This is a genomic window from Rossellomorea sp. NPDC071047 (assembly GCF_050270195.1).
Classification (GTDB): domain Bacteria; phylum Bacillota; class Bacilli; order Bacillales; family Bacillaceae_B; genus Rossellomorea.
On sequence record NZ_JBNNJT010000005.1, the window covers coordinates 240,167 to 261,066 of the forward strand.

The following is a 20,900-nucleotide window of genomic DNA, read 5'->3' on the forward strand; positions in this document are numbered from 1 at the left end:
CGATTTTCAAAGAGGGGGGTGGAATGAATGGCTGTCACCATCAAGGATGTTGCAAAGCTTGCAAACGTAGCTCCATCTACGGTTTCGCGTGTTATTGCAAACAATCCAAGAATCAGCGAGAAAACGAAGCAAAAAGTAAGAGAAGCGATGGAGCAATTAGGATATCATCCTAACTTCATTGCAAGGAGCTTGGCAAATCAATCCACTCAAGTATTGGGACTTGTATTACCAGGTTCGGCTAGTACTTTTTCACAAAATCCTTTCTTTCCGACAGTTTTAAGAGGGCTAAGTGAAGGGGCGCAGGAAAAACAATACGCACTTCAGATGTCCACAGGTCAATCCGAAGAAGAAATTTATGAAGGTGTCGTCCAAATGGTGCAAGGGGGAAGAGTGGACGGAATCATCCTTCTGTACTCAAAAGTGGAAGATAAAGTGATGAACTACCTAAAAGATCGAGGTTTTCCATTTGTCGTCGTCGGGAAGCCCTATAAATATTGTGAAGAGATCACTCATGTGGATAATGACAACTACCGGGCAACGAAGGAAGTAACCGATTATCTCCTGGAGCTTGGTCATGAATGTATCGGCTTTATAGGTGGAGACCTCAACCTCGTGGTAACCGTTGAGCGTCTATTAGGTTATGAGAAGGCTTTGCGTAATGCCGGGATAGACATGAAGGACGAGTACATCATTCATGAAGAATTTCTTCGTGAAGGAGGTCGTGAAGCCATTAATGAACTGATGCAATTAGAGGCACCTCCAACGGCTCTGGTAGTGGCCGATGATTTAATGGCATTAGGGGTACTGAACACACTGGATGAAATGGGCATCCGTGTTCCTGAAGACATTTCCATTGTGAGCTTCAACAATGTATTGCTGGCTGAAATGTCCCGTCCGCCGCTCACATCTGTGGATATCAACATATTCAATCTGGGAAATGAGGCAGCAAAAAGCCTGATCCAAAAGATTGAGAACCCGAAAGAGCCGATCAAGAGAATCATCGTCCCGCATCAGCTCGTGACAAGATGCTCTTGCAGTGAGCGGAAAGTGAAATCATAATAAAAAGCGACTGAAACGTTGAAATCTCCACTAATTGGAGATTCATCTATTTCAGTCGCTTTTCATTTATCCGTTAATAACCGTGCCGCCATTAATATGAATCATTTGTCCAGATACATAGCTTGAATCTTCACTTGCCAGGTATACGTATGCAGGTCCTAACTCATACGGCTGACCAGCACGTCCCAGTGGAGTATTCGCTCCAAACTGAGATACCTTTTGAGAGCTGAAGGTGGACGGAATCAACGGGGTCCATATCGGGCCAGGTGCCACGCCGTTAACCCTGATTCCATCGGATGCAATGTTTTCTGCAAGGGATCGGGTGAAACTGACAATGGCCCCTTTAGTAGAAGAGTAATCAATCAAATCCTTATTACCTTTATAAGCTGTAATAGAAGCCGTATTGATAATGGAAGCTCCTTTTTTAAGATGTGGCAAAGCTGCTCTTGTTAAGTAGAACATAGAGAATACATTCGTTTTGAATGTACGCTCCAACTGCTCGTCACTTATATCCGCAAGACCTGCCTGAGGATGCTGTTCGGCAGCGTTATTCACCAGGATATCAAGCTTCCCGAATTCAGAAATCGTTTTGCTCACGATGTCTTTACAAAACGTCGAGCTTCCTATATCACCTGACAGCAGGATGCATCGTACACCTTCTGCTTCTACCAATTCCTTCGTTTTATTCGCATCTTCATGTTCATCTAAATAAGAAATCGCGACATGGGCGCCTTCTCTGGCATAATACCATGCGACCGATCGTCCAATCCCGCTGTCCCCTCCGGTAATGAGTGCGACCTTCCCGTCCAGCTTTCCACTCCCCTTATAATTTTGATCCGTATGAATCGGTTGGGGGTTCATCTCATCCACTGTGCCGGGCTGATGATCCTGGTGCTGAGGGGGGAACGTTTGCTTCTGATTTTGTTGTTGTGACAATGAAAACACTCCTTTGATGATTTAGGTTATCTTAGGATAGTGTTTACCCGGAAAAAATAATTATTAACGTGTTTGTTTTGGGAGATTTAGCAATTTTATCGATTTATTAGTCGTGTGATGCAGTTATTTTGAAGGAAATCCAGCCGGTTTTTAGGGTAATCCGGCCGAAATTCCCATAAATCCAGCCATTTTTGAGGCTAATCCGGCCGAAACCGGAAAGAATCCAGCCGTTAAACAGATTTATCCATCATCAAAGTTATTAAGTGCATACTAATATAAAAACAGGCTCCTCCCGAGAGAAGCCTGCCTACATTTATTCTTTTTCCTTCAACCCGGCACCTTTATAGCCGATCATGTTCAACAACCCTTTGGGAGAGGAGAAGGGAGGGGCATAGCAGGTTTCGATTTCCTGGAGTTCGGTAATGGTCAGACCTCCGTAAATGGCTGTGGCAAGAACGTCGATTTGTTTGTCTACTCCTTCGCCGCCGACTACATTTCCTCCAAAAAGCTTTCCTGTGTCAGGACAAAAATGGACTCTTACATACACATCATGAGCACCGGGATAGTAGCCAGCATGTGACTTTCCTTTATGCACGGATGTTTTATATGAATAGCCCTTTTCATTTAATTCCTTCTCACCTAATCCGGTAGATGCAATGGAAAGGTCAAAAACCTTCGCAATAGCAGTTCCAAGCATCCCCTTAAAAGGTACAGGGCTTCCTGATAGGTGTCTTGCGATGATGTATGCTTGTCGATGGGCAGGCCATGCGAGGGGAACCTGCTTCGGGGTCCCGTCAATAAAATCGATGGACTCTACCACATCTCCGACTGCATAAATAAATTGGTCGTCAGTTTGCATGAACTCATTACTGACGACACCACCAGACTCTCCTGTTGATAACCCGGCTTCCTTAGCAAGAAGGTTATTAGGCTTCACACCTACCGAAAGGAGGATGAAGTCAGACTGAAACGTTTTTCCGCTATCCAGTTTCAGGGTACACTCCGGAAGTACCTCTTTAAGCCCATCCTTCGTGTAGAGCCTCACACCTTGCTCTGTTATATGCTCTTGCAGTTTGAGGGCAGTCTCCTCATCGATCACACTGATCACATGTTCCGATCTTTCAACCAGGTTGACTTTAATCCCTAAATGAGTGAAGTTCTCGGACATTTCGACTCCTATGTAGCCCCCGCCGATAATGGTACAGACTTTTGGCTTCGAGGTTTCAACGAATTGCTTGATCCTATCCATGTCTTCAACGGTTCTAAGATGGAAAGCCGGGATTTTATCCAGTCCCGGTATGTCAGGGATAAAGGGGGAAGCCCCTGTTGCAAGCACGAGGTAATCATATGTTTCTTCGTAATCCTGGTTTTTGTCATGATCCCTTACAAGTAAGGATTTTTTATCACGGTCAATCTTTAGCGCTTCATGATGCATGCGGACATCGATGTTTTTTTTCGTATGTAATTTTTCAGGAGTCGCTGCAAACAAGCTTTCACGGTCTTTAATGACTTCACCCAGGTAATAAGGCATTCCGCATGCCCCGTATGAAAGATAGGATGTCTTTTCAAGAAGAATGATCTCTATTTCACTATCCAGTTTTCTAATTTGTGAAGCAGTGGTGGCACCGCCGCCGACCGCCCCAATAATGATGACTTTTTTCTTCATGTTTTTCCTCCTAAATGAAAGAAGTCTAATGGATATATTGTACCCATTAGACTTCTTTGAAAAACCGGATTATCGGAAGTTTACGTACTGTACATCGATAGAAAGATCCGCCTCACGGATCGCAGCGATGATTTTTTGAAGATCATCCTTGCTTTTTCCAGTGACCCGTACTTGATCATCCTGCACCTGACTCTTCACTTTTACGCCGGAGTTTTTGATGATGGTATTGATTTTTTTTGCATTTTCTTTATCGATTCCCTGAACTAGCTTCGCACGCTGACGAACGGTTCCGCCGGATGCCCCTTCAAGCTTGCTGTAGTCAAGGTTCTTCACAGGAACATTACGTTTGATGAGTTTGCTTAGAAGAACATCCTTTAACTGATTCATTTTAAATTCATCATCAGATACGAGAACGATTTCCTCTCCATCTAATTTAATGTCACTCTTACTTCCTTTAAAGTCATATCGTGTTTGAACTTCCTTCAACGCAATCTGAATCGCATTACTCACTTCAGACATATCCACTTTCGATACAATATCAAATGAACTCTCTTTTGCCATATGTAACCCCTCCATAGTATTATCTCTTTCATTATAGACAACCTTTGATGGTGCATACAACTTCTATGAATGCATTGGGGGGATTTTTAGAGAAAATAAAAAGCACCAGCTCTATAAAGAACTGGCACTTTTTCGTATCCAAGCCTGAAACTGCCCAAGGCAATCCCTTACAAATGATCCGTCTTCTTAGAAAACTGATTCTTCCCTGCTTTACGATTCACTTCTTTGATCTTATTTTTTTCCTGGCGCAGGGCGTTGTTGTCTCTTGCCTTTTTTTCGTTATCAGATGTATGTGGCATAGTAATTCTCCCTTCGAGTATATTCTTCTCTCATAGTATGAGGAAGGAGAGGGGAGTTTATGAGTGTTCGTTTAAGAAAAATATGGCTAAAGTGCCTGTGCCTGTATGAGAACCTATGGCACATCCAATAATACTGATATATACATCTTTCGGTGAAAATTTTTCTTGGATGAGCTTTTTCATTTCAAGGGCAAGTTCTTCGTCGTCTCCGTGACTGATGGCGATCACTTGATTGGAGAGATCTTCGCCCCGTTCTTCCATCAAGTCGAGAATTCGTTTGAGGAGCTTCTTTTTCCCACGCAATTTTTCAATCGGGACAAGCTTTCCATCTTCTACATGAAGGAGAGGCTTGATGTTTAGCAATCCTCCAAGAAAAGCTGATGCTTTTGATACTCTTCCGCCTTTTGCCAGGTATTCAAGGTCTTCTACGGTGAATAGGTGTTCCATATGCTCTGAGTGGAAACGGGATGCTTCGATAATTTCATCTTTAGTCCCACCATTCTGAAGCAGTTCAGCAGCCTTCATTACAACCAATCCGTAGCCAAGTGAAGCGCACTTTGAATCGATAATGGTCAAATCAAGAGAGGGGTGTTCCTCTTTTACCTGATCCCGAATCATCACAGCCGTTTGAAACGTCCCTGACAATTGTGAGGAAAAGGCAATGTAGATACCGGATTGATTCGATTCTGCAAGCTCTGTGAACTTCTTCATGAAAAAATCCGGTGATACTTGAGACGTTTTTGGCATATGTCCTTCCCTTATTTTGTCGAATACGGTTTTCGGCTCGATGGTGACCAAATCCTCGTAGTCCTGACCATCAATATGTACTTTCAGTGGCAGCAGTTCTATGTTGTGTTCATTGAAAAATGCAGCAGGAAGGTCGCTCGCACTATCAGCAAATAATTTTACTGTCATTCTAATCATCCTTTGATTATTCTATATAGCTTTAGTCTAGCTATATTTCATTCAAATAACAATCCATAGAGTATGGTTTTAAGGTAAAAAGTATCATTATCTTCTTAAAAGATGATTATCGGGATTAGTTTAGTTAAGATGAATTGTGGAACATAGAAAATAACAACTAGAAGTGGGAGGTCTGTCAATGTCGAGAGATCATGTTCAATTAGAAGCGAAGAAGTTTTTCGTAGTTTTAGTAGGGGCTGTGCTGGGTGCCATTGCGATGAATTTTTTCCTGATACCGGCAAATGTTTATGCAAGTGGTTTTACAGGATTGGCTCAGTTATTGTCCAGTGTGCTAAAAGAATTTGCACCATTCAATATTTCAACAGGTATTTTATTATTTATTTTAAATATTCCTGTGACGATTCTGGGGTGGCTTAAAGTTGGTCGTTCCTTTACAGTTTATAGCTTCATTTCTGTATTTCTGACGTCTTTATTCCTTGAAGTGATTCCTGTGATTAAATTATCTCCTGATATCCTTCTGAACGCCGTCTTTGGCGGGGTTATTGCCGCTGTGGGGGTTGGAATCACGTTAAAATGGGGTGCATCCACTGGAGGGATGGACATTATTGCCATGATTCTTTCCAGAATGAAAGATAAACCTGTCGGATCATATTTCTTCCTGATGAATGCGGTCATCATTACTTCTGCAGGGTTTCTGTATGGGTGGGAAAAAGCATTGTATACGTTAGTGACGTTATATGCTTCAACCCGTGTCATTGATGCCATCCATACACGCCATGAAAAACTCACAGCGATGATTGTGACAAAGAAATCCAATGAATTAAGAGAAGCCATTCATTCTAAGCTTGTCAGGGGAATCACGACTCTGCCTGCAAAAGGGGCTTTTTCCGGTGAAGATAAGGAAATGTTGATCATTGTCATTTCGCGTTATGAACTTTACGAGCTTGAACATACCATTAAAGATGTAGACCCCAACGCCTTTACCAATATCGTGCAAACGACTGGGATATTCGGATTTTTTAGAAGAGATTAGATTCTTAATATTAACAAATACTAGAGGTGAACTTAAATAGAAAGGGGTATCACCTTGAAGGCATTTGTTTATATCCTTATTAGTTCTTTCATGCTCTTTAGTGTGCCTTCTCCGATGAAAGCAGAGAAGGCACCTCTGATCTTTTCTGTGAAATCTATTCCGGGAGAAGAAGAAACTCAGATCAGGCTCGTACTTTATAATAATAGTGAAGGGGATAAAAAGATCACTTTCCCTACTAGTCAGATGTTTGACTTTAGGATCAAAAACAAAGCAGGTCAAGTGGTCTATCGGTACAGTCAGGGGAAATCATTCCTCCAGGCGTTCCACAACCTTATGTTGAAAAAGGGTGAAACGAAGATTTGGAAAGAAACATGGGATTACAAACAGGAAGGAAAGCGTGTCCCAAAAGGGCATTATACAATTGAAGCGCAGCTTATGGGAGAGGATATGAGTGGATTTGATCATCCTATGCGAGCTGTGGATTCATTCTCTGTTCCTGAAGAAAATCCGTCTTTTAGAGGGGTAGCCGTACGTGAGGTGAAAGGGCGTTTTACCATCACAGGTCGAGCCAGGGTATCAGATGGCAGCTTTTATTATTCGGTAGAGGACGGACATAGAGTGCTCCTAAAAGAAACATTATTCAAGGTTAATAAAGAAGCGCCTAACTGGACTGATTTTACAATCATACTTCCGGAGCTATCAGGTAGTGGAGAGAAGGCGTTTATAAGTCTATATGAGCGGGATAAAGGGGATGGGAAGATTCTTCACCGATATGTCATCTCCATTCCGTGAAAGAACAAGGGTTGCCCATTTTGGACAACCCTTGTTCTTTCTTTATGACAGGCGGTTTAACTCATCTTGAAGAGCATGAAGCTGCTTTTGTTCTTCGACATTTGAGTTAGCGTAAGCAGAGGACAACGCGTTTTTCGCTTTATCAATGGACATTTGAGCGTTTTCTCCCGTACTGCATGCTTGTTGGGCGGACTGAACCGCGTTTCGGGCCTGTTGGAATAATGGATTACTCATTACTCCATTCCCCCTAGCCCTTCGCCATGTGAAGCAAGCTTTTTAGCTTCTGCTTCAGCATACGTCAGATGGTACGGAATACGTTCATCATGTTTTGTTACAGCGATTTTACCTTGTTGTACAAATCGTTTAGATTTATTTCTACCCATCACTACCACCCCTTTTGCAAGTTGGAACGCATGATGCGCTCCTTTTTAGTATGGCTCAAGTGGTAGTGGATTACTTTAAGAAGATATACCCACAGCTTCCAAAAACGTTCTGATTTAGAGGTCAAATCGTTTTTGCAGGTAGCGCCCGATCCCGTCATCTTCATTCGAAAATGTTACCTCGTTGGCAATATCCTTCAGGGGGTCAATGGCATTCCCCATGGCGACTCCGGTACCTGCATATTCAAGCATTTCAAGGTCGTTATCTTCATCCCCGAATGCAATGATCCGTTCTTGGGGAATATTTAAAGATGAAGCAACTCGTTCTATTCCGACTGCTTTATTCAATCCTGATTTAACGATTTCGATGATGTGCCACGGTGCTGCCCAGCGGCGGTGGTCAATCAATTCTGCATGAACATCATCCAGGTGTGCACGAATCTCTGGAACATCTTCTTCTTCAGCGTGAATGAGCATGGAAGTAGGATGATTGGAAAGTACTTTTCGGATATCACCAGTTGAGATCGCTGGATTGCCCATCATGAATACATCGATGATCTTTTCATCGTGATAGTGCAGATACACATCATCCATCACCTCGGCAACAATGTTACGGAATTTAAAATCATCACATGCATCAATGATTTGTTTAGCCACTTTTAAATCCATCGGCTCGTGATACACTCCCCATGAATCATCAATTGGATGATGCACAAAAGCACCGTTGAAATTTACTATCGGGGTAGTTAGCTTTAATTGTTGATAATACAATTCACTCGCACGATAAGGCCTGCCTGTGGCAATCATCACTTCATGCCCTTTCATGCGTGCTTTTTTTAATATATCGTGGGTTTTTGATGAGATTTTCTTCTCATCCGTTAATAGTGTTCCGTCTAAATCCAGAACAATCAGATGTTTATCTTGTGCGTTCATGAATACAAATCCCCAATCTTATTGGTATTAAGGCAATTCTAGCGCTAGACATAGAAAGTTGTCTACCTCAGCTTCAGATCATTTAAAAAATGTTTACAAACGCTTACGATTTAAATATTATACATACTACCAAATCTAGGATATCATAGTAAAGTGAAATGCATTCAGGAGGGAGAGACCACACATGATCTTAGTTGATAAATCAACCATTCAAAGCATTCCGTTCCTGCACCTTGTAAAAGAAGAAGATGCAGATAAGCAAGTCCCGATATGCTTTTTCATTCACGGTTTTACAAGTGCGAAGGAGCATAATTTACACTACGCCTACTATCTTGCGGAAAAAGGATTTAGAGTGATTCTTCCCGATTGTTTAGAGCATGGAGAACGTTCGACAGGCAAATCAGAGCATCAATTAGGGCAAGTATTCTGGAAGATCGTCTTAAATACGATTCATGAATTATCGATTATTAAAGGTCATTTTGAAGAAAATGGATTGCTCGTTCATAATGGTGTCGGAGTTGCAGGGACCTCAATGGGTGGTATCGTCACTCTTGGAGCTTTGACTCAATATGAATGGATCTCTTCTGCTGTCTCGCTGATGGGGAATCCTACATATGTGAAGTTTGCTCAAGCCCAGTTGGCCCAAGTTGAATCATTGGGATATGAACTTCCATTCAGCGAAGAAGAGATAGAAAACATGTTAAGTGAACTGGCTCATTATGACTTAAGTCTTCAGCCTGAAAAACTTAGTGGCAGACCATTGATGTTCTGGCACGGAAAACGGGACAAAGTCGTACCATTCAACCTGACACAAGAATTCTACCAGAGCATCCTGCCATACTATGAATCCCAGGAAGATAACCTGTTATTTATAGAAGATGATAAAGCCGATCATAAAGTAACGAGAGAAGGCGTGTTAAAGCTTGTTGAGTGGTTTGAGAAGCATTTATCAGCCTAACCTTTTGTCTTACGCCTGTTTATTTGTTAAGATGAGTACTGAATATAGATATGAAACAAGCATATATTGTAAAGGAGTGTTAACATGGATCAGGATCTTAAAGATAATTTGATGGGGGCACTGGAACAGGTGGTTGACCCTGAATTAGGAATAGACATTGTCAATTTAGGTCTGGTATATGACGTGGATCTTGATGAAGAAGGTAAAGCAACGGTCACTATGACACTTACCTCAATGGGATGCCCGCTGGCTGGTACCATTGTCGATCAAGTGAAAACAGCCCTAAGTGACATTCCGGAAGTCAAAGAAACAGAAGTGGATATCGTCTGGAATCCGCCATGGAGCAAAGACAACATGTCCCGCTATGCTAAGATTGCATTGGGGATCAGGTAACAAGAAAAGCGGAAGGGGCTCGCCCTGGGGCTTATGACCTCGAGCCCCAAGCCCCTGGAGCTGGACAATAGAAAAGCGGAGGCGGCTTGGTCAGACCCGACAAGCATAAGACGAGCCTGCCGGAAAGGCGTTCTTTGCCTTCTTGGCAGGCTTGACTTATGACCTCGAGGGTCTAGCCGCCGGTGCTGGACAGGTGAAAAAGCCGAGGATGCAGTATCTCTACCTGCATCCTCGGCTTTTTTCATGCATCCTGTCATCAATCAATCCTACAAATCGAAACCGGACAGTTCTCACAATCGATTTCAGCTTTGAGAAAATTCAAATCAAGTATCGTGATATATCCTTTTTCCCACACCAGGACATTGTCTTTCTTCAATTCACTCAACAACCGATTCACGACTTCCCTTGAGGAACCACAGAAATTGGCCAACTCCTGATTGGTTAACGGAAAATCAATCAGTATGCCATTTTCAACGGTTTTTCCATAGCTATTGCACATACGGATCAGTGTCGAGTAGAGTGCACCTTTTTTTCCATGAAGAACGAGATCACGAAACTTCGTTTGATTTTGCTGATTTTGCATTTGAATCCATTTTAACCATTGAATGGTGAGGCTGTTATCACCCGAAAGCTTTTCTTCAAAGACTTCTTTTGGGAGTACATAGGTCTCTGTATTTTCAAGGATCTTAGCACTGAGCATGTAGTAAGCTTCTTTCGTAAATAACGTTAACTCCCCGATCACATCATTACTTGAACATATACGTAATGACAACTCGCGGCCATCAGGAATCACTTTGCTGATCTGAATTCGACCGCTTTTGATTAAGTATAACTCCTGAGCAGGTTTCCCTTCTTGAAACAGGAAAGTTCCTTTTTTTACGGTTTTTAACTTATTTTTCTCAAAAAATAATTGTTTAATCCCCGAAGGAACTTCTAGATTTTCACTCATGAGATCACATCATTTCCATCGTAATGTCTTATTCTTTAAAGCTTACCAAAGGATACAGACAGATAGAAGGGATTTAGGCGAAAATTAAAACAGCAGCTCCGACAACGGCACAGTAAATGGCAAAATATTTCAGGTTTCCTTTAGCCATAATATTCATGAACCACTTTAGTGAGAAGTATGAAGCAATAAGTGACGCAATGAAAGCGACTAAGTAAGGAATGGCCATTGAAGCAAGATTCGGATCCTTGATCAAATCACTTATTCCAAATACCATAACCCCGACACTTACAGGGATATAGAGCAGGAAAGAGAAACGTAATGCCGTTTCAGCTTTCATCCCGCTTGCCATTGCAGCAACAATGGTTGCACCTGAACGACTGATTCCAGGAATAAGGGCTACTGCCTGTGCAAGTCCGATAACGATAGCGTCTTTCACATTTAAGTCGCCATCATTTTTTCTTCCTCGAAGATTACGGATTAACCATAGGGCAATACCGGTAATGATAAGTGTAATTCCTACTGTGATAACAGATGTTAAATGTTCCTCTATCACGTCTCCGAATAATATACCAATCACCCCGGCAGGGATCGTACCAATCAATAAGTAAACAATGAAATGAAAATCACGTTTCGTTTCAGGTGTTTTATGTTTGAAATAGCCTAAGCCATTCACGATCAGGCGCATGATATCTTCACGGTAAATAATGAGTACAGCCACTAATGAAGCCGTATTAACCAGGATTTCAAATGTCAGGGTAGCATCCTTGATTCCAAGGAAATGCTGGGCTAATAGTAAATGCCCACTCGATGAAATCGGGATTGGTTCAGTAAACCCTTGAAAAATCCCTAAAAATAAGTATTTCATAATCAGATAAAAATCCATTGTGTTTCCTCCAAGCTTTTTTTCTCCACAGTTTTTAATTTAACACCATAAAGGGAAAGACTGTAAAGCCTTTTTCCAAATGTTAACCGAACCGTAACTTGTTTATCATATAAAGCCTTCTGATATCCTTCATCTGGCATGCATGAATGCTCGGCATTGTAGAAAAATAGTAAGGAAGCATCGCTTCGAGAAGGAGGGGTAGGAATGGGCCAGTCACGACAGTTCAAAGCTGGAGAAAAAGCACCTAATAATGGAGAATATATCGAAATTGGTGAAACTGGAAGTATGGTGAAAAATCCGCAGAAACTTCGATTAAATGCGGGAGACAGATTTCCTGAAAACTCCAACCATAATCGTCTATGGACGTATAAGAGAAAACCTTAACCCCACAAGGGAACAAGGATGCCGTGTCGACAACCGACCTTAGCAAGGATGGTGACGTCTATCCGATGCACTCCTTGTTCCTTTTTCTTTTCCTTTTTCCACTGTAAGATATATAATAGATGAAAAGGTCAATAAAGGTCAAAATGCGAGGTGTAGCACGATGAATTTTGATAATATGACTCACAGCATTCAAGAAGGATTGGTTTTGGCGGGAGAGACCGCAAAAGAAAGACTACATACAGATATCACCCTTTTTCATTTGTGGAAATCACTCTTCAGTTCAGAAGACAGTTTTATCCGAACCATCTATGATCGTACAGGTATAGATGCAGGGGACTTTAAGAATTGGATTGATGACAAGTTAAACGGTATTCCTTCTGTTGAGGGTGATGGTCTGCAATATGGCCGATTTTTCGCAAGGGATATCCATCAGCTCATGCAAGATAGTGATGCATTAAAGGCTGAATGGGAAGATGATTATATCTCGATCGAACATCTTGCCCTTGGATTATTCAATCAAAAGAACCACCCGATTACGACTTACTTAACAAATCATAATGTGACAGAAAAAGCATTAAAGGAGATCATTGTGAGTATCAGAGGAGGGAGCAAGGTGACGACACAGAATCCTGAAGTGAAATATGAGGCTTTGAAAAGGTATGGAAGAGATCTTGTTGCGGAAGTGAAATCGGGAAGAATAGATCCAGTCATAGGCAGGGACAGTGAAATCCGCCACGTGATTCGAATCCTTTCCCGTAAAACGAAAAATAATCCTGTCCTCATAGGAGAGCCTGGAGTCGGTAAGACGGCCATCGTTGAAGGACTTGCACAGCGGATTGTCAGAAAAGATGTCCCGGAAGGCTTGAAGGATAAATCCATCTTCGAGTTGGATATGAGCTCTTTAGTTGCAGGTGCCAAGTTCAGGGGTGAGTTTGAGGAACGCTTAAAGGCGGTATTGCAGGAAGTGAAAAAGAGTGAGGGACGCATTCTTCTGTTCATTGATGAGCTCCATACGATTGTTGGTGCAGGGAAAACGGAAGGAGCGATGGATGCGGGGAATATTTTAAAGCCGATGCTTGCGAGGGGAGAACTTCATTGCATAGGTGCAACCACTCTCAATGAATACCGTAAGTACATCGAAAAGGATCCCGCTTTGGAAAGACGTTTTCAACAGGTGCTCGTTCAGGAACCGAATGTGGAAGACACGATATCTATTCTAAGAGGCTTAAAGGAACGATTTGAAATTCATCATGGAGTAAATATTCATGACAGGGCCATTGTGGCAGCCTCAAAACTTTCCGATCGCTATATATCAGACCGTTTCTTGCCGGACAAAGCAATAGACTTAATCGACGAGGCATGTGCGATGATCCGGACGGAAATTGACTCGATGCCATCTGAACTGGATGAAGTGACGCGTAAAGTGATGCAGCTGGAAATTGAAGAAGCTGCTTTAAATAAGGAAAAAGATCCTGCCAGTCTTGAACGCTTGGATCGAATCCGTGCAGATTTAAGTAATCTGAAGGAAAAAGCGAATACGATGAAGTTAAAATGGCAGCAGGAGAAAGAAAGCATCGGGATCGTACAGGAGAAGCGGGAAGAGCTGGAGAAGCTCAGGCGTTCACTTGAAGAAGCAGAAAGTGATTATGATCTGAATAAAGCTGCCGAACTTCGTCACGGCAGGATTCCCGCTATGGAAAAAGAACTTGTCGCTGTTGAACAGGAGATGATGAAAGAGCAGGAAGGGCGCTTGCTGCGTGAAGAAGTGACGGAGGAAGAAGTGGCAAATATTGTAGCAAGATGGACAGGGATACCGGTCATTAAGCTTGTAGAAGGTGAACGGGAGAAGCTGTTAAAACTTGATCGCATCCTCCATGAAAGGGTGATCGGGCAGGATGAGGCTGTTCAATTAGTGAGTGACGCCGTTATTCGTGCAAGAGCAGGTATTAAAGATCCGAACCGTCCAATTGGTTCATTCATTTTCTTAGGTCCAACGGGAGTAGGGAAGACAGAACTTGCAAAGACACTTGCCCATACGCTATTTGATAGTGAGGAACAGATCATTCGGATAGATATGTCTGAATACATGGAGAAGCATGCGGTTTCACGATTGATTGGTGCACCTCCAGGTTATGTTGGTTATGAAGAAGGGGGGCAGCTGACAGAAGCGATCAGACGCAAACCGTATTCGGTCATCCTACTTGATGAAATTGAGAAAGCTCATCCAGAAGTATTCAATATTCTTCTGCAAATGCTCGATGATGGGAGGATAACCGATTCTCAAGGCAGGACCGTTGATTGTAAGAACACAGTGATCATTATGACCTCTAATATCGGATCTTCTCATCTTCTAGAACGGAATAAGGGGGAAGAGGAAATTGATATAGAAACGAAGAACCTGGTCATGGGTCAGCTTCGTTCCTCTTTCAGACCGGAGTTCCTTAACCGTGTCGATGACATTATTCTCTTTAAACCATTGAGTATCGAGAATATAAAAGGAATCATCGATAAACTGGTAGTAGACTTGCAAAACCGAGTGGAAGATCAGCATATCTCATTGTCATTAACGGAAAGTGCAAGAGAATTTATAGCACAGGAAGCTTTTGATCCAGTTTATGGTGCACGCCCATTAAAAAGGTACTTGCAGAGAGAAATCGAAACCAAACTGGCAAGAGAACTGATAGCTGGAAATATCGGGTCAAATGAAACCATCACCATCGACAGTGGGGAGAATGGTTTATCGATCATTAAGAGTAAATAAAAAAAGCAGCCGGATTTGGCTGCTTTTTTTAATGCTTTTCGACTGGCTCGTTTGGTATAACAAGCGTGATAAGGAATACTAATACCGTTACACAAACCGATATAATCAATCCTGTTTCAAAGTGAAAAGCAGTTCCATTCATTGAACTTACAACGTAAGTTAACATTTCAGTCAGAGCAAATGCCCAGAAAAACATCCAGAAAAATCTCACGTCAAGTCACCTCATTCCTATGTAATCAACTAATAGATTATTAGAGTGTTCTAACCAATTTCAATCTTTTTTATCTTACCACAGGTTCATGAATTAATAAATGACTAATCTGTGAAATGTAAACCTTATCATATACCTGTGAAAACCTTTAGCAATACTCTGTTATTTAACTAAATTTGCAAATATCAAAGTTTCTTTGGGCTATCTCCCTTACCAATGTTGTCTCCTTACATAAACTATAATGACTTACTATGTAAAAGGAGAAATTCTAATGTATCAGCGATTGTTTCAATTAGAGCAAGAGTGGTGCATGATTCATTATCCTGAACGCCCAAATGGATTCGCTGTAATGGTAATAGGAGATTCCCATCACTATGTAGATGATAAGAGCAGCTTTTGGGTTCAACATGAGGCACGTTATAAGTGGATTCAAGAACTGACCGCCAAAGGATACATTGTGTATTATAGTAATCTTTACGGAGCGAATTGGGGTAGCAATCAAGCCGTGCAGTTAGCCAAACGACTTTATCAGCATGTAAAACGAAATGAAATCATTAATGGAAAGATTCATATATTGGCCGAAGGAATGGGGGCCTTGGTATTGAAAAACCTCTATCCAAAAATGGAGCAGGACATTAGAAGTGCAGTTATGCTTGCGCCTTGCGTGTCTTTATATGATCACCTGGAACAAGAGAAGGAACAGAAATTCTTTTATAAAAAGGTAATAAAAGAACTCGCACACACGTTTCGATTGAAAGAGGAAGAGTGCGAATCCTTCATCAGTCAACAATCGAAGAACTACGAAGTATTTAAAAACATCTCGATTCCCCTTTACATTGTTCAATCAACGACTCTTAATCGTTATAAAAATCAATTCACTCTCATAAAAGATATATATACGGAGCGTTTAGAAAAAGGTACGTCAACGGATTTATTCTTTGTACTTCCTGAAAAACGTGCTTCTCTGGGTAGGAAGTTTGCCTCATACTTTTCTTTACATGAGAAAGAGTTATAACAAACACATTGGAGTGATTGACTTGAATCATGCATTCGTTTTTGCCGCACAACAGTATTTGGGATTTGAGCTTTGTGATGCCCTTCTTGAAAATGGATGGACCGTAACGGCAGTGGATGAATCCAAAGAAACAGAGGATAAGTGGTTAGGAATTGGAAGGAACTCAAACATTCAATATGTTCCTTATGAAGACTGGGATAAGGAAATTCAATCAGGATGCAGGGTGTTCCTTCCATACTATGATCAGAGAAGAGAGAATAAAGTAAGTTATTTGTCAGAAGTAGAAGGGCTGTTGTCAAAAATTGAACAACCCCTCTCAATCATTCGAATCTATTCCAATCTGGACAGAGATCAAAAATGCCAAGAAGGAACCGTATTCTTCCTTCCAACTCTGTACGGAATTCACCAGCCTACAGAATTTCTTTTCGCTCAACTTTTAAATGGAGAAGATGGAGACTTTCCATACATTGATGACCCCAGTGGAGCGATTTATGTAAAGGACGCTGCCCGATCTATAATAAAGCATTCATCCAATACAGAAGGAATATTTAAGTTGAAAGCACTCTCGAATCAAAGCTGGAATGAAGCATTATCGTACGTAACAAAGAAGTCTTTTTCTCCCGTCAGAAGGGATGCTGAACAAAATGGAAAAGAACTTATTGTCAAGCCGTCCAAATCTCATGAATCTGTCATCAAAGAACAATTAAGGGGCATTCATTTGCATGAAATTCAGGAATAAGAAAACTTTTTCTTTCCTTGTGGATAGGGATGAGGGTAAAATAAATATGATGTAATAATTTTCTATTGATTCTTTATTATAGATGCTGCACGGGCTTTAAAGGAGTTGCTGCATATGAGTAAGAAATTTTACACCATTTTCATGATTGTATTTCTTATTGGAATAAGTGGTTGTTCAGCAGGAGACAGCGCTGAAATAGAAAAAGTTGGTTTACTGGTACCGGAAACTGTAAGCGATGGGGTATGGGGAACAAAAGGTTACAAGGGATTATTGAAGATTCAATCCGATTACAATGCAGACGTTTTCTATAAAGAGAGTATAAGAAATGATACATCAATTAAACAAGCGGTAAAAGAGTATAGTGATGATGAAGTTACCTTAGTGTTTGGCCACGGAAGTGAATATGCCGGGATATTTAACACCCTGTCCGGTGATTATCCCAACATGCATTTTGTAAGCTTTAATGGGAATGCAACAGAGGATAATACAACAAGCCTACAATTTAAGGGCTATGCAATGGGCTTCTTCGGAGGCATGACAGCAGCCTATCAATCCAAAACGAATAAAGTCGGGGTGATTGCTGCATTTGAATGGCAGCCCGAGGTTCAAGGGTTTATAGATGGAGTGAAATACCAAAATAGTGAAACAGAGCTCATTGTCGAGTACACCAATCACTGGAATGATCAAGATATCGCCTTCGAAAAGTTGGAGGGATTAATGAATCAACGTGTCGATGTTGTATATCCTGCAGGTGACGGCTATAATGTAGCTGTAATAGAAAAGCTGAAGGAAAAGGGTCTCTATGCCATTGGCTATGTCTCGGATCAATCTGATTTAGGGGAATCGACGGTTTTAACTAGTACTGTGCAGCATGCAGATAAGCTGTATAGTATAGTTGCGGAAAGATTTGCGAAAGACGAACTCGATTCTGGTAACCTCAAATTTGATTTTGAGGACGGAGTCATTTCCATGGGTAAATTTAGTCCCGTCATTCCTGAAGATTTTAAAGCTGAGATAAAGCAACATGTTCAAACCTACATCGAAACAGGCAAATTGCCGAATGGAAAGGAAACGAAGCAATGAATCAAGACAAAACGATGGAATTCATGCAGATTGCCATGAAGTACTTCCCACAAGCAAAAGAGCAACTGGATCAAGCGGGTGTTGACTTCACTCCCGAAATGCTGCAACCATTCATGACGCTATTTACACAAGTCATGAGTGAAGCCTATGAATTAGGCAAACAGGATGCCTTACATAAAGAGTAAGTGTACAGTAAAATGGTTCATTGAATTTTTCAATGAACCGTTTTTTTTATTTTATATTCCATTGCTTTAATAATGGACTGATTTTCTTATAGAGTGGTTTTAAGTCATCGATGGAATTCATCATGGAATGAATTCCATCGAGTAATGATCCTTCTTCATTGCTGCCTTCACGCTTCTCCTGAGAAGGAGCCTCTTCTTTTTTACGGGTCCTTCCTCCGTACATCATCCTATCAAATGGATGCAGCTTCTTTTCTTCAGACATATTCTCACCCCCTCCACTTACTATGTAACCTATGAAAAGGAGGGTTGTACGAGTATAGTCAAACGCGTAGAAGAAGGGGAAAAGAAAAAATAATTGCAGAAAGTAGAAATCTTCGATAAAATTAGTACCAAGTCATAACAATTGATAATAAACTTAAGTATAAAAGAAAAAATATAAAATAAGAAAGTAGGGAATGCCGGTATGAATACAGGAATTATTGGAATTGGGCGTTACCTTCCTGAGAAAATCGTAACCAATGCAGATCTTGAGAAAATGGTGGATACATCTGACGAATGGATTCGTACAAGAACAGGCATCGAAGAACGAAGAATAGCAGATAATGAAACAGACACATCAGACATGGCGTTTGAAGCAGCAAAATCGGCCATTGCTGATGCAGATATTACAGCAGAGGAAATTGATCTGATCCTTGTGGCCACGGTGACACCTGACCAGCCATTTCCATCTGTAGCTTGCTTACTTCAAGATAGATTAGGAGCAAAGAGAGCGGCGGCCATGGATGTAAGTGCTGCATGTGCCGGATTTATGTATGGTATGATTACGGCAAAGCAGTTTATCGACAATGGTGCGTATAAGCATGTACTCGTTGTAGGAGTTGAAAAGTTATCTAAAGTCACAGATTGGGATGACCGGAATACGGCTGTTCTGTTCGGGGACGCAGCAGGTGCAGCGGTACTTGGGCCGGTGCCGGATGATAAGGGAATACTTGCCTTTGAATTAGGCGCAGACGGATCGGGTGCAAAGCATTTGTACCAGGAAGAAAACATCATCATGAATGGACGCGAGGTTTTTAAATTTGCTGTTCGTCAAATGGGCGAATCGAGTGTGAATGTCATTGAAAAAGCAGGTTTGAAGAAAGAAGATGTTGATTTCTTAATTCCTCACCAAGCCAATATCCGTATTATGGAAGCGGCAAGACAACGATTGGAATTGCCGATTGAGAAGATGTCTAAAACTGTAAATAAATACGGGAATACTTCAGCAGCTTCTATCCCTGTTTCTTTAGTGGAAGATTTGGAAGCGGGAAGAGTGAAAGAAAACGATGTAGTCGTCATGGTAGGATTCGGCGGCGGTTTAACCTGGGGCGCCATTATCATGCGCTGGGGCAAATAAATAGAACTCTCTTCTATAACTTGCAGACAAAGGAGATGGAATAAATGAACAAGAAACGTGTAGTAGTAACAGGATTGGGAAGTGTTACCCCGTTAGGGAATGATGTTGAATCAACGTGGGCAAATATTTTAGCAGGGAAAACGGGTGTAGGTCCGTTAACGCGCTTAAATTCAGATGATTATCCAGCCAAAGTGGCAGCAGAATTGAAAGATTTTAATATCGAGGATTTCGGTGTCGAGAGAAAAGAAGCGAGAAAAATGGATCGCTTCACTCATTATGCGATTGCAGCATCGTTAATGGCTGTCAAAGATTCCAAGCTCGACATTACAGACGAAATCGCTCACCGTGTCGGCGTGTGGATCGGTTCGGGTATCGGTGGAATGGAAACGTTCGAACAGCAATATGAAACCTTTCAAAAGCGGGGATATCGCAGAGTAAGTCCATTCTTCGTTCCAATGATCATTCCTGACATGGCTGCTGGACAAGTTTCCATCATGCTGGGAGCAAAGGGCTTTAACTCTTGTACAGTGACTGCATGTGCGACAGGGACAAATTCGATTGGAGATGCATTTAAAGTCATCCAGCGCGGAGACGCAGATGTCATGGTTTCCGGTGGGGCAGAAGCACCGATTACAAAGATGTCAGTAGCGGGCTTCTGTGCAAACACAGCTCTATCGACGAATACCGATCCTGAAAAAGCTTCAAGACCATTCGATGCAAACCGTGACGGATTTGTCATGGGAGAAGGAGCAGGGGTCGTTGTTCTGGAAGAGCTTGAGCATGCGCTGAAACGCGGGGCACCGATTTATGCTGAAATCGTAGGCTATGGTTGTACGGGAGATGCGTATCATATCACGGCTCCTGCACCGGCTGGAGAAGGCGGGGCAAGAGCCATGAAAATGGCATTGGAAGACGGTGGAATCCTTCCTGAGCAAATGGATTACATCAATGCTCATGGAACAAGCACCCCTTACAATGACAAATACGAAACGATGGCAGTGAAAGAAGTATTTGGGGAACATGCCTATAAATTAGCCATGAGCTCAACGAAATCCATGACAGGTCACCTTCTGGGGGCAGCAGGGGGAGTGGAAGCGATTTTCACAGTACTCGCGATGAAAGACAGCGTATTACCTCCAACAATCAATATAGAAACACCAGATCCGGATTGTGATCTTGATTATGTAGCGAACGAAGCAAGAAAACAGGATGTGAATGTGGCGATGAGTAACTCATTAGGTTTCGGTGGCCATAATGCCACGATCGTCTTTAAAAAATATAATAATTAACATGAGTGAGAACGAGTCTGCTAACACGTTAGCAGGCTCGTTTTTTGTTGTGAACTCTCTTTCCTTTACAT

General features: G+C 41.8%; 25 protein-coding genes. 13 read left to right on the forward strand and 12 right to left on the reverse strand.

Annotated elements, in window-relative coordinates:
• Positions 1 to 27 precede the first annotated feature (27 nt).
• Positions 28 to 1,059 (forward strand): LacI family DNA-binding transcriptional regulator, encoded by a 1,032-nt coding sequence (locus ACQKFO_RS17775; protein ID WP_427600186.1) that lies wholly within the window; start codon positions 28 to 30, stop codon positions 1,057 to 1,059.
• Between the two features lie 66 nt (positions 1,060 to 1,125).
• On the opposite strand, the gene ACQKFO_RS17780 is transcribed toward ACQKFO_RS17775, so the two are convergent.
• From ACQKFO_RS17780 to ACQKFO_RS17800, 5 genes are all read right to left on the reverse strand, one after another.
• Positions 1,126 to 1,995 carry an SDR family oxidoreductase gene (locus tag ACQKFO_RS17780; protein ID WP_427600187.1) on the reverse strand — a complete coding sequence of 290 codons (870 nt, stop codon included), beginning with the start codon at positions 1,993 to 1,995 and terminating at the stop codon, positions 1,126 to 1,128.
• Positions 1,996 to 2,308: 313 nt separating this feature from the next.
• The gene (locus tag ACQKFO_RS17785; protein WP_427600188.1) at positions 2,309 to 3,661 is read right to left on the reverse strand and encodes a CoA-disulfide reductase; all 1,353 of its coding nucleotides are present in this window, start codon (positions 3,659 to 3,661) and stop codon (positions 2,309 to 2,311) included.
• A gap of 69 nt (positions 3,662 to 3,730) precedes the next feature.
• Entirely contained in the window at positions 3,731 to 4,222 is a 492-nt protein-coding gene (locus ACQKFO_RS17790) for a YajQ family cyclic di-GMP-binding protein (protein ID WP_044337711.1), read from the reverse strand.
• A 167-nt stretch (positions 4,223 to 4,389) separates the two neighbouring features.
• On the reverse strand, positions 4,390 to 4,521 hold the full coding sequence (locus tag ACQKFO_RS17795) for a DUF3941 domain-containing protein (RefSeq protein WP_148968441.1): 132 nt from the start codon (positions 4,519 to 4,521) through the stop codon (positions 4,390 to 4,392).
• 57 nt (positions 4,522 to 4,578) lie between these two features.
• Positions 4,579 to 5,436, reverse strand: coding sequence for a DegV family protein (locus tag ACQKFO_RS17800; RefSeq protein WP_427600189.1), 858 nt, complete (start codon positions 5,434 to 5,436; stop codon positions 4,579 to 4,581).
• Positions 5,437 to 5,623: 187 nt separating this feature from the next.
• Here ACQKFO_RS17800 and ACQKFO_RS17805 point away from each other — a divergent pair, with 187 nt between their 5' ends.
• Entirely contained in the window at positions 5,624 to 6,478 is an 855-nt protein-coding gene (locus tag ACQKFO_RS17805) for a YitT family protein (protein ID WP_427600190.1), read from the forward strand.
• Positions 6,479 to 6,532: 54 nt separating this feature from the next.
• On the forward strand, positions 6,533 to 7,270 hold the full coding sequence (locus ACQKFO_RS17810; protein ID WP_427600191.1) for a BsuPI-related putative proteinase inhibitor: 738 nt from the start codon (positions 6,533 to 6,535) through the stop codon (positions 7,268 to 7,270).
• A 42-nt stretch (positions 7,271 to 7,312) separates the two neighbouring features.
• On the opposite strand, the gene ACQKFO_RS17815 is transcribed toward ACQKFO_RS17810, so the two are convergent.
• From ACQKFO_RS17815 to ACQKFO_RS17825, 3 genes are all read right to left on the reverse strand, one after another.
• A complete protein-coding gene (locus tag ACQKFO_RS17815; protein WP_427600192.1) occupies positions 7,313 to 7,504 on the reverse strand; it encodes a DUF3813 domain-containing protein in 192 nt (63 codons plus the stop codon).
• The gene (locus tag ACQKFO_RS17820; protein WP_187443328.1) at positions 7,504 to 7,653 is read right to left on the reverse strand and encodes a hypothetical protein; all 150 of its coding nucleotides are present in this window, start codon (positions 7,651 to 7,653) and stop codon (positions 7,504 to 7,506) included. The genes ACQKFO_RS17815 and ACQKFO_RS17820 overlap by 1 nt, the downstream gene beginning before the upstream one ends.
• Positions 7,654 to 7,767: 114 nt before the next feature.
• Positions 7,768 to 8,583 carry a Cof-type HAD-IIB family hydrolase gene (locus ACQKFO_RS17825; protein WP_427600193.1) on the reverse strand — a complete coding sequence of 272 codons (816 nt, stop codon included), beginning with the start codon at positions 8,581 to 8,583 and terminating at the stop codon, positions 7,768 to 7,770.
• 184 nt (positions 8,584 to 8,767) lie between these two features.
• Here ACQKFO_RS17825 and ACQKFO_RS17830 point away from each other — a divergent pair, with 184 nt between their 5' ends.
• Positions 8,768 to 9,541, forward strand: coding sequence for a prolyl oligopeptidase family serine peptidase (locus ACQKFO_RS17830; RefSeq protein ID WP_427600194.1), 774 nt, complete (start codon positions 8,768 to 8,770; stop codon positions 9,539 to 9,541).
• 84 nt (positions 9,542 to 9,625) lie between these two features.
• A complete protein-coding gene (locus ACQKFO_RS17835; protein ID WP_044337705.1) occupies positions 9,626 to 9,934 on the forward strand; it encodes a metal-sulfur cluster assembly factor in 309 nt (102 codons plus the stop codon).
• 256 nt (positions 9,935 to 10,190) lie between these two features.
• Here ACQKFO_RS17835 and ACQKFO_RS17840 read toward each other — a convergent pair whose 3' ends face one another.
• On the reverse strand, positions 10,191 to 10,883 hold the full coding sequence (locus tag ACQKFO_RS17840) for a Crp/Fnr family transcriptional regulator (RefSeq protein WP_427600195.1): 693 nt from the start codon (positions 10,881 to 10,883) through the stop codon (positions 10,191 to 10,193).
• A 73-nt stretch (positions 10,884 to 10,956) separates the two neighbouring features.
• Positions 10,957 to 11,766 (reverse strand): undecaprenyl-diphosphate phosphatase, encoded by an 810-nt coding sequence (locus tag ACQKFO_RS17845; RefSeq protein ID WP_427600196.1) that lies wholly within the window; start codon positions 11,764 to 11,766, stop codon positions 10,957 to 10,959.
• 204 nt (positions 11,767 to 11,970) lie between these two features.
• On the opposite strand from ACQKFO_RS17845, the gene ACQKFO_RS17850 reads away from it, so the two are divergent.
• On the forward strand, positions 11,971 to 12,150 hold the full coding sequence (locus ACQKFO_RS17850; protein WP_427600197.1) for a YjzC family protein: 180 nt from the start codon (positions 11,971 to 11,973) through the stop codon (positions 12,148 to 12,150).
• Between the two features lie 160 nt (positions 12,151 to 12,310).
• Complete coding sequence (gene clpB / locus ACQKFO_RS17855) at positions 12,311 to 14,911, forward strand: ATP-dependent chaperone ClpB (RefSeq protein ID WP_427600198.1); 2,601 nt, start codon at positions 12,311 to 12,313, stop codon at positions 14,909 to 14,911.
• 28 nt (positions 14,912 to 14,939) lie between these two features.
• Here clpB and ACQKFO_RS17860 read toward each other — a convergent pair whose 3' ends face one another.
• On the reverse strand, positions 14,940 to 15,122 hold the full coding sequence (locus ACQKFO_RS17860) for a DUF2929 family protein (RefSeq protein ID WP_148968450.1): 183 nt from the start codon (positions 15,120 to 15,122) through the stop codon (positions 14,940 to 14,942).
• A gap of 271 nt (positions 15,123 to 15,393) precedes the next feature.
• Between ACQKFO_RS17860 and ACQKFO_RS17865 the strand changes: the two genes are divergently transcribed.
• From ACQKFO_RS17865 to ACQKFO_RS17880, 4 genes are all read left to right on the forward strand, one after another.
• Complete coding sequence (locus ACQKFO_RS17865) at positions 15,394 to 16,137, forward strand: hydrolase (RefSeq protein ID WP_427600199.1); 744 nt, start codon at positions 15,394 to 15,396, stop codon at positions 16,135 to 16,137.
• A 22-nt stretch (positions 16,138 to 16,159) separates the two neighbouring features.
• A complete protein-coding gene (locus ACQKFO_RS17870; RefSeq protein WP_427600200.1) occupies positions 16,160 to 16,876 on the forward strand; it encodes a hypothetical protein in 717 nt (238 codons plus the stop codon).
• A 114-nt stretch (positions 16,877 to 16,990) separates the two neighbouring features.
• A complete protein-coding gene (locus tag ACQKFO_RS17875; RefSeq protein ID WP_427600201.1) occupies positions 16,991 to 17,959 on the forward strand; it encodes a BMP family ABC transporter substrate-binding protein in 969 nt (322 codons plus the stop codon).
• Entirely contained in the window at positions 17,956 to 18,144 is a 189-nt protein-coding gene (locus ACQKFO_RS17880; RefSeq protein WP_427600202.1) for a ComZ family protein, read from the forward strand. The genes ACQKFO_RS17875 and ACQKFO_RS17880 overlap by 4 nt, the downstream gene beginning before the upstream one ends.
• A 46-nt stretch (positions 18,145 to 18,190) precedes the next feature.
• Here ACQKFO_RS17880 and ACQKFO_RS17885 read toward each other — a convergent pair whose 3' ends face one another.
• On the reverse strand, positions 18,191 to 18,406 hold the full coding sequence (locus ACQKFO_RS17885) for a hypothetical protein (protein WP_148993388.1): 216 nt from the start codon (positions 18,404 to 18,406) through the stop codon (positions 18,191 to 18,193).
• Between the two features lie 201 nt (positions 18,407 to 18,607).
• Between ACQKFO_RS17885 and ACQKFO_RS17890 the strand changes: the two genes are divergently transcribed.
• Positions 18,608 to 19,540 (forward strand): beta-ketoacyl-ACP synthase III, encoded by a 933-nt coding sequence (locus tag ACQKFO_RS17890; RefSeq protein WP_427600203.1) that lies wholly within the window; start codon positions 18,608 to 18,610, stop codon positions 19,538 to 19,540.
• A gap of 44 nt (positions 19,541 to 19,584) precedes the next feature.
• Positions 19,585 to 20,829 carry a beta-ketoacyl-ACP synthase II gene (fabF, locus tag ACQKFO_RS17895; RefSeq protein WP_427600204.1) on the forward strand — a complete coding sequence of 415 codons (1,245 nt, stop codon included), beginning with the start codon at positions 19,585 to 19,587 and terminating at the stop codon, positions 20,827 to 20,829.
• Positions 20,830 to 20,900: the final 71 nt, after the last annotated feature.

Bases quoted from the DNA above. Each gene is read 5' to 3' on its own strand.
- ACQKFO_RS17815 (WP_427600192.1), bottom strand. From the start codon at position 7,504: ATGAGTAATCCATTATTCCAACAGGCCCGAAACGCGGTTCAGTCCGCC.
- ACQKFO_RS17865 (WP_427600199.1), top strand. From the start codon at position 15,394: ATGTATCAGCGATTGTTTCAATTAGAGCAAGAGTGGTGCATGATTCAT.
- ACQKFO_RS17795 (WP_148968441.1), bottom strand. From the start codon at position 4,521: ATGCCACATACATCTGATAACGAAAAAAAGGCAAGAGACAACAACGCC.
- ACQKFO_RS17850 (WP_427600197.1), top strand. From the start codon at position 11,971: ATGGGCCAGTCACGACAGTTCAAAGCTGGAGAAAAAGCACCTAATAAT.
- ACQKFO_RS17825 (WP_427600193.1), bottom strand. From the start codon at position 8,583: ATGAACGCACAAGATAAACATCTGATTGTTCTGGATTTAGACGGAACA.
- ACQKFO_RS17820 (WP_187443328.1), bottom strand. From the start codon at position 7,653: ATGGGTAGAAATAAATCTAAACGATTTGTACAACAAGGTAAAATCGCT.
- ACQKFO_RS17785 (WP_427600188.1), bottom strand. From the start codon at position 3,661: ATGAAGAAAAAAGTCATCATTATTGGGGCGGTCGGCGGCGGTGCCACC.
- ACQKFO_RS17885 (WP_148993388.1), bottom strand. From the start codon at position 18,406: ATGTCTGAAGAAAAGAAGCTGCATCCATTTGATAGGATGATGTACGGA.
- ACQKFO_RS17790 (WP_044337711.1), bottom strand. From the start codon at position 4,222: ATGGCAAAAGAGAGTTCATTTGATATTGTATCGAAAGTGGATATGTCT.
- ACQKFO_RS17830 (WP_427600194.1), top strand. From the start codon at position 8,768: ATGATCTTAGTTGATAAATCAACCATTCAAAGCATTCCGTTCCTGCAC.
- ACQKFO_RS17890 (WP_427600203.1), top strand. From the start codon at position 18,608: ATGAATACAGGAATTATTGGAATTGGGCGTTACCTTCCTGAGAAAATC.
- fabF (WP_427600204.1), top strand. From the start codon at position 19,585: ATGAACAAGAAACGTGTAGTAGTAACAGGATTGGGAAGTGTTACCCCG.
- ACQKFO_RS17880 (WP_427600202.1), top strand. From the start codon at position 17,956: ATGAATCAAGACAAAACGATGGAATTCATGCAGATTGCCATGAAGTAC.
- ACQKFO_RS17805 (WP_427600190.1), top strand. From the start codon at position 5,624: ATGTCGAGAGATCATGTTCAATTAGAAGCGAAGAAGTTTTTCGTAGTT.
- ACQKFO_RS17835 (WP_044337705.1), top strand. From the start codon at position 9,626: ATGGATCAGGATCTTAAAGATAATTTGATGGGGGCACTGGAACAGGTG.
- ACQKFO_RS17775 (WP_427600186.1), top strand. From the start codon at position 28: ATGGCTGTCACCATCAAGGATGTTGCAAAGCTTGCAAACGTAGCTCCA.
- ACQKFO_RS17845 (WP_427600196.1), bottom strand. From the start codon at position 11,766: ATGGATTTTTATCTGATTATGAAATACTTATTTTTAGGGATTTTTCAA.
- ACQKFO_RS17800 (WP_427600189.1), bottom strand. From the start codon at position 5,436: ATGACAGTAAAATTATTTGCTGATAGTGCGAGCGACCTTCCTGCTGCA.
- ACQKFO_RS17840 (WP_427600195.1), bottom strand. From the start codon at position 10,883: ATGAGTGAAAATCTAGAAGTTCCTTCGGGGATTAAACAATTATTTTTT.
- ACQKFO_RS17875 (WP_427600201.1), top strand. From the start codon at position 16,991: ATGAGTAAGAAATTTTACACCATTTTCATGATTGTATTTCTTATTGGA.
- clpB (WP_427600198.1), top strand. From the start codon at position 12,311: ATGAATTTTGATAATATGACTCACAGCATTCAAGAAGGATTGGTTTTG.